The organism is Dyadobacter sp. (genome assembly GCF_051859145.1).
Taxonomy (GTDB): Bacteria; Bacteroidota; Bacteroidia; order Cytophagales; family Spirosomataceae; genus Dyadobacter.
This window is the reverse complement of the sequence record NZ_JBHYGF010000198.1, coordinates 1-7720: the sequence shown is the minus strand read 5'-3', so window position 1 is coordinate 7720 and position 7720 is coordinate 1. Positions and strand designations below refer to the sequence as shown.

Below are 7720 nucleotides of genomic sequence, written 5' to 3'. Positions count from 1 at the left end.
GATCGGTCGGGACAGCTATATCAAATTTGCAAAATTGTCTGCGATTTCGTGCCTGATTACTGACAGCGGGATTGAGGAAGAAACTAAGAAAGCGCTCAGAACGAAAGGTGTTGCGCAGCTTATCGTGGTATAATGCGGTCCAGTGAAAAGCTTTTCGACTAAACCAAAACCCTCCTGAGAATCTGCACGAGGTCGTCGAAGCTGTGCGGCTTGGTGATGAAATCAGCTGCACCCAGCTTTTTGGCCTGCTGGATAGTGTTCTGGTTGGAAGAAGTAGACAGGATAATGACTGGGATATCTTTCAGGTCCTGCTGCTTTTTGAGCTGGGTAAGAAATTCCTGTCCGTTCATCAAAGGCATGTTGAGGTCAAGAAAGATGATATCCGTATCCAGCTCGCTTTTTTGCAGCTTTTCAAATGCCTGAACAGCATTACTGAACGTCACGCATTTGACCGATTCCGCTGCATTTTCGAGTGCACTCAGGAATATTTCCTGATCATCTTCATCATCATCAATCAGAAGAATGTTTTGGTAGAGCATTTAAAAGGGGCCGGATAAATCTGAATGCAAATTAGCAATATTGAAAATCAATGCAATGGGCAAAGGCAGGTTCCTGCAATTCTTGCACCCGATTTATCCGGAAAAATGTCGCCGCCCTTACCTGATGTTTTCGTACTTACCCTGGTTCAAATCGCCTGTATCAAAGCCTTTTTTGAACCAGTACATCCGCTGCTCAGAAGTACCGTGGGTAAATGCATCGGGCACTACATAACCCTGCGATTCTTTCTGCAGCTTATCATCACCGATCGCATTCGCTGCTTTCAATGCCGCTTCCAGGTCGCCGGGTTCGAGAATATTGCTCATTTCCTGCGCATGATTCGCCCAAACACCTGCAAGAAAGTCGGCCTGCAATTCAAGTTTTACCGAAAGCTTGTTGTACTCGGCTTCGCTGATCCGCCCTCTTTGCTGTTGCAGCTGCTCGGATATCCCCATTAAATTCTGGACGTGATGACCCACTTCATGCGCAACTACATAGGCTACCGCAAAGTCACCCGGCGCCTTGAAACGTGTTCTCAGCTGGTCACAAAAGGACAGATCAATGTACACTTTGTGGTCGGCAGGACAGTAAAACGGCCCCATTGCTGACGAGGCGCTTCCACAACCGCTTTGCGTAGCATTTTCAAAGATCTGCAGACGGGGCTTTTCATACTGTGCGTCGTTTTCAGCATATATATTGCTCCACACATCTTCGGTACTTTTTAACACCGCCGACACCATATCGGCAGTACGGTCATCCGGCCGCGGGCCCGGCGGGCGGGTTTGTACCTGCTCTGCACTCTCGTTACCTTGAAGGTTACCAAGGATCACACCGGGATCCTGGCCCGTCAACAGTCCGATGACGAGCACAATCACAGCGCCTATTCCGCCGATAGCTACTTTGCCGCCTCCCGACATACCCCGGCGGTCTTCAACATTGCTACTTCTTCCTAAATCCTGCCAACGCATTTTGTGTAAAGTTTAGATTAGTGTAAGGTTTTTAGAAGACATGCTAATAATATGCCATTATAGTAAATCTTAAATTATATTTAGATAAAGAACCGCTTTTACCTCAGATGAAAAAGGCGATCGTTTATCTAATCTGTTGTTTTGCCGGCTATGGTTTCACAGGGTGCTCGCCGCAGCTTCCCAAAGAAGTGGAAGTAGCGCTGTCGGAATTGCCGGACAGACTGGATTATAACCGCCACGTAAAACCGGTACTTTCAGATAAATGCTTTGCCTGTCACGGACCCGATAAAGCCAAGCAAAAAGGCGGTTTGCGCCTTGACCTTCCGGGATCAGCCTACGAAAAAATCTCCAAAAAATCCGGCCGGGCTGCGATTGAGCCGGGCGATCTGGCTGATAGTGAATTCTTTCACCGCATTATCTCCGCTGATCCTGAGTACGTAATGCCCACGCCGGAGTCGCACCTCTCACTTTCGGCGAATGAAAAAGCGATACTGATTAAATGGATCAGGGAAGGCGCCGTATACCAGCCGCATTGGGCATTCGTAAAGCCCGAAAAACAGGAGATACCTGCGACACGCTGGACAAACCTCGCTGTTAACCCCATCGATCATTTTGTTTTTCAAAAACTGGAAGAAGAAAAGCTGCAACCTTCCGCACAGGCAGGTAAGGAACTGCTGCTGAGGAGGGTTATCCCTTGACCTGACCGGCCTGCCGCCAACCCTGGAAGAACTGGACAATTTTTTGAAAGATAATACCCCCAATGCATACGAGAAACAAGTTAACAGGCTCATTGCGTCTCCCCATTATGGTGAAAAAATGGCCGTAGACTGGCTCGACCTTGCACGTTTTGCTGACTCACACGGGTATACGGTGGACAGGCTGCGGGATATGTCGCCTTACCGCGACTGGGTGATCGGGGCATTCAACAGGAACATGCATTACGATCAGTTTATCACCTGGCAACTTGCAGGCGACTTAATGCCAAACCCAACCAAAGATATGCGGGTAGCGACTGCATTCAATCGCAACCACCAGCAGAATATGGAAGGTGGGATTATCGAAGAAGAGTTTCAAACGGAGTATGTGGTTGACCGTACCAATACTTTCGGAGATGCATTTCTCGGGCTGTCGGTAAGCTGCGCCAAGTGCCACGATCACAAATACGATCCCATTTCGCAGAAAAACTATTATGAGCTTTTCAGCTTCTTCAATAATGTTAAAGAAGCAGGACAAATTTCCTGGGACGATGCCCTGCCTACTCCTACGCTGCTGCTGCCTACTCCTGCCCAGGAAAAAGTGCTGGCATTTATCAAAACCCGGATCAAACAATCAGAAGACAGCCTAAAACAATCAGAAACGATAGCTGATATTGATTTTGATCAATGGATTTCAAAGGGTACATACCGTAAATTGGCAAAACAAGCTATTCCGCAAACCGGCCTGCAAGCACATTTCTCATTTGATAGCGGCACCCTGAGAGACGCCATAAACCCCAAAAATGCAGGTACTATGAAACGGGAAGCTGGCAGTGCGGCCGGGGAGCCTGAGTTTACAGACACACCTGGCGGCAAAGCGCTGCGTTTGAATGGGGATGTATACCTGGACCTGGGGCAAGCCGGTGTTTTCAGAAAATCGGATCCTTTCAGCATTGGTATCCGCGTATTCATTCCGGGAGACTTGAAAGAGGGCGTCATCTTTCATAAAAGTCAGGCGGAGCGGCTTTACAACTTTCGGGGCTATCATTTGTACCTCAAAAATGACCACCTGGAAATCAACATGGCGCATACTGCTCCTTCGGATGCAATTACCCGGATTTCAAAACAGCAGGTCACCCGAAATAAATGGATCCATTTAACAATGCAGTACGACGGTTCTTCGCGGGCAGCTGGCTTCCGGCTTTTCCAGGATGGAACAGAGCTGGCTATGGAAATAACAATGGACCAGCTTACGAAAGATATTTTGTTCAAATCAGCAGTTCAGCCGGGTTTACAAATCGGAGCATGGTGGCGCGGCTTTGGACTCACTGGCGGACAGGTTGACGACATTACAGTTTACAATCGCGCATTAACTCCCTTTGAAATCGCTGTTCTTGCTAAAAAAGCATCCTGGACTACGCCTGCGGCCAAGTTACCTGCACAACTTTCAGCCAGTGAAAAGCAAATCCTCAAAGATTATTACCTGGCAGCAGAAAACAGGGAAGCTGCCGCAATGCGCGCCGCATTGAAGCGGAACCGCACCCAACTGGCCGATTCACTAGAAAATGTACCTGAGCTGATGGTCATGCAGGAAATGCCCAAACCGAAACAAGCGCGGGTGTTGCTGAGAGGAAATTACGATGTGCCCGGCGAAAAGGTGTACCCTGCGACACCCGAATCCATTCTCGCATTCCCCAACCATTTACCCAAAAACCGGTACGGACTTGCACAGTGGCTGGTAGCGCCGGGCAACCCGCTTACCGCGCGCGTAGCTGTAAACCGGCTCTGGCAAAACTTCTTTGGTACCGGCCTGGTGAAAACCACCGAAGATTTCGGCAACCAGGGAGAAATGCCCAGCCACCCCGAGCTGCTCGACTGGCTGGCAGTGACTTTTCGGGAATCTGGCTGGGATATGAAAAGGCTCAACAAATTGATTGTCATGTCCGCTACTTACCGGCAGGATTCGCGGGTGAGCCGGGAGGTAAGAGAGCGGGATCCTGACAACAGGCTGCTTGCCCGCGGGCCTTCCAACAGAATATCCGCAGAAATGATCCGCGACAATGCGCTGCTCGCGAGCGGCTTATTAAACAGGAAAATCGGCGGAAAAAGCATTAAACCCTACCAGCCGGAAGGTTTATGGTCCATCAACAGCAGCAATTATGTACCTGATTCGGGCGACGCTGTTTACCGGCGGAGCCTGTATGTGATTGTAAAACGCTCGGTACCCCACCCGACCCTATCCACTTTCGACGCTACTTCGCGCAGCTTTTGTGTGGTAAGAAGACAAAAAACCAACACGCCATTGCAGGCTCTGGTCACATTGAATGATCCCACTTTCGTGGAAGCGTGCAAAGTTCTCGGCGAACAAATGACCAGAATAACCGATCCGAAAGCCGCTATAACGATTGCATATCGCAAACTGACGGGCAGAATGCCTCCGTCCAAAGAACTGGACCTGCTGATTTTGCTGCAAAAAATGCAGAGAGGAAAATTTGAGAAATATCCTGAAAAGGCAAATGGTTGGCTTCGAAGCGGTCAATACCCGATTACTATGAAAATGGACCCTGCGCTGATAGCTGCCAACAGCGTAGTAGCAAGTACGATCCTCAATTCTGACGCCAGTTTAACCAAAAGATAAGCGATGTCACACCAAGACGAATTCCGGCTGCATTCACCAGACTTTGACAACTTGCACCAGAAACTGGAGCGCCGGCGGTTTTTAACCAAAACATCCCTCGGACTGGGTGCAATGGCAATGGGCTCCCTGTTTGGCTTGGGTAAAGTGGCTGGATCATCGAACCGGAATGCGGCAGGCGGGACCGACCTGGAAGCGGACATTCTCAAAGCTTTGCCGCACATTGCGCCCAAAGCCAAGCGTGTCGTTTATCTTTTTATGGCCGGCGGTCCGTCGCAATTTGAGACGTTTGATTATAAACCGAAACTGGTAAGCCTGGCTGGTCAGGACCTGCCTGATTCCGTCCGAAAAGGTCAGCGGCTTACGGGCATGAGCGCCAGCCAGAGTGCATTGCCGATGGTACCTTCCATTTACAAGTTCAATCAGCACGGAAAGAATGACACCTGGGTAAGTGAGCTGCTGCCTTATACCGCCCAGGTTGTGGATGAGCTTTGCATTGTAAAATCAATTTATTCCGAAGCGATCAACCACGATCCGGCGATTACGTTTTTCCAAACAGGAAACCAGCTTCCAGGCCGGCCTTCCATCGGCTCTTGGGTAAGCTACGGACTGGGTTCGGACAATCATAATCTACCTACTTTCATTGTCCTCGTTTCCAAAAATGCACCCAAAGACCAGCCGCTTTATGCCAGGTTATGGGGAAATGGCTTTCTGGAATCGCGGCACCAGGGAGCCCAGTTCAGGTCGGGCAAAGATCCCGTTCTGTTTTTGAACAATCCCGAGGGTTACGATGGTGCAGATCGTGCTGAAATGCTGCAATATTTAACCAAACTCAACCAGCTGCAAAATGACTCCTACGGTGATCCCGAGATCGCCAACCGCATTGCCCAATATGAAATGGCGTTCCGAATGCAGACTTCTGTACCGGAAGTAATGGATACGAGTCAGGAACCCGAAGAAGTATTCGATCTCTATGGTCCAGACAGCCGAGACCCGGGCACTTATGCGGCCAATTGCATTCTGGCAAGAAAGCTACTGGAAAAAGATGTGAAGTTTGTACAACTTTATCACCAGGGCTGGGACCAGCATGGCGGTTTACCAAAAGGGATAGCAAAGCAATGCAAAGACACCGACCAGGCCACCGCCGCATTGGTTATCGATCTGAAAAGGCGCGGCTTGCTGGACGATACGCTGGTGATCTGGGGCGGAGAGTTCGGGCGTACTGTGTACTCACAAGGCAAATTAACCGCAGATGATTATGGCCGCGACCATCACCCGAGGTGTTTTACCATGTGGATGGCGGGCGCAGGTGTGAAGGCTGGATTGAGCTATGGAGAAACGGACGATTTCAGCTATAACATTGTGAAAGATCCGGTGCATGTACACGATTTTCACGCGACTTTAATGCACTTGATGGGCGTTGATCACGAGCGGCTTACCTATAAATTTCAGGGCCGCCGCTTCCGGCTGACCGATGTGCACGGAAATCTCGTTAAACCAATTCTCGCCTGACAGGTAATCTTCGCATTTGATCGTCTTTGAATAAAACAGGCTCCCGCCTGCTGTTTTATCTGTTTTAAATCAATGAAAATACTTAAATCCGCGCTGCTTGCCTCGGCAACTATGATCGCGACGCAAGCCGTTAATGCGCAGCAGGCCAATGTAAACCTGGATTTTAATCCGCAAAAGAACACGCAAAACCTCGTGCCTTACGGAGGTAGCGCGATTTCACCTGAGGTGCATGATGATCACACGATCACGTTCCGGCTCAAAGCGCCGGATGCGCAAAAGGTAGCGCTTACCGGCGGACCGATTTTGCTCGCGTTGAAATCAAAAGATCCAATCCCTTTTACCAAAGACAATGCAGGTAACTGGTCGCTCACAGTGGGCCCGGTCACACCGAATATTTATGTATACCGGATTTTACTCGACGGAGTGCCGGTTGTTGATCCCAATAATACATTGACAGGCAGCGCAAACCAGCCGGGGTATAGCAATGTGGTTGTGCACGACAGCAAACCTGCCTACTACGATGCACAAAATGTACCACACGGAAGTGTAACCCGGCACATTTACCATTCCGACATTTTGAATGGCGAACGTGAAATGTTCGTTTACACACCACCTGGTTATGATCCCAAAAAGAAGTATCCCGTGCTGTACCTGCTCGGCGGAAGTGGCGAGCTGGCAAATGGATGGGAGCTCGACGGGCGCGCCAACTTCATAGCGGACAACCTGCTCGCAGCAGGCGGAATCAAGCCGATGATCATCGCAATGCCCAATAACCAGGTTTTACACCGGTCTGATCCGCAGCATTTGGAAAAAACTTACAAGCTTTTCGAAGCAGAGTTGAGAAAGCAGATCGTGCCATTCGTGGATTCACATTATAGTACGGTTAAAGACCGGAAGTCGCGCGCGATTTCGGGACTATCCATGGGCGGCCGACATACCCAGGCAGTCGGCTTTAATGCGATTGACCTGTTTAGTTCGTTTGGTATCCTGAGTGCGGGAGACCTGGAACCTGAGAAACTGAACCCTGCTTTTTTCAATGATCCTAAAATCAAAGATAAAGTGGATTACCTGCTGGTGGGACTTGGCAGCGGCGAACTGGATTTTGTTGGTAAAAGATCGGAGGCAACGCACGCGGCGCTTGAAAAAATCGGTGTAAAACACGAATACTTCATCGGCGGCGAAGGTGCGCACGACTGGGGTACCTGGCGGATGCTTTTACACGACAAGCTGCTGCCCAACTTATGGAAAAACAAACCCTGATTTGAACAAACGAAAATGGCATACTTCAATATAGATGCAGAAAAGGCCCGTACGTTCGATGCGATTGTGGTGGGTACGGGAATCAGCGGCGGCTGGGCGGCAAAGGAACTGAC

General features: G+C 49.6%; 4 protein-coding genes and 1 pseudogene. 3 read left to right on the top strand and 2 right to left on the bottom strand.

What is annotated here, in order from left to right; translation table 11 throughout:
- Positions 1-158: 158 nt before the first annotated feature.
- Both ACTIE6_RS12660 and ypfJ read right to left on the bottom strand, forming a co-directional pair.
- Positions 159-539, bottom strand: a complete 381-nt coding sequence (locus tag ACTIE6_RS12660; RefSeq protein WP_439556987.1) for a response regulator — start codon at positions 537-539, stop codon at positions 159-161.
- Positions 540-656: 117 nt separating this feature from the next.
- Positions 657-1505, bottom strand: a complete 849-nt coding sequence (gene ypfJ / locus ACTIE6_RS12655) for a KPN_02809 family neutral zinc metallopeptidase (RefSeq protein ID WP_439556986.1) — start codon at positions 1503-1505, stop codon at positions 657-659.
- A 107-nt stretch (positions 1506-1612) separates the two neighbouring features.
- Here ypfJ and ACTIE6_RS12650 point away from each other — a divergent pair.
- The 3 genes and pseudogenes from ACTIE6_RS12650 to ACTIE6_RS12640 all read left to right on the top strand — a co-directional run bounded on the left by ACTIE6_RS12650 (position 1613) and on the right by ACTIE6_RS12640 (position 7607).
- Positions 1613-4838 (top strand): annotated as a pseudogene (locus ACTIE6_RS12650) (DUF1553 domain-containing protein).
- A gap of 3 nt (positions 4839-4841) precedes the next feature.
- On the top strand, positions 4842-6347 hold the full coding sequence (locus ACTIE6_RS12645) for a DUF1501 domain-containing protein (protein WP_439556985.1): 1506 nt from the start codon (positions 4842-4844) through the stop codon (positions 6345-6347).
- 72 nt (positions 6348-6419) lie between these two features.
- Entirely contained in the window at positions 6420-7607 is a 1188-nt protein-coding gene (locus ACTIE6_RS12640) for an alpha/beta hydrolase-fold protein (RefSeq protein WP_439556984.1), read from the top strand.
- Positions 7608-7720 lie beyond the last annotated feature (113 nt).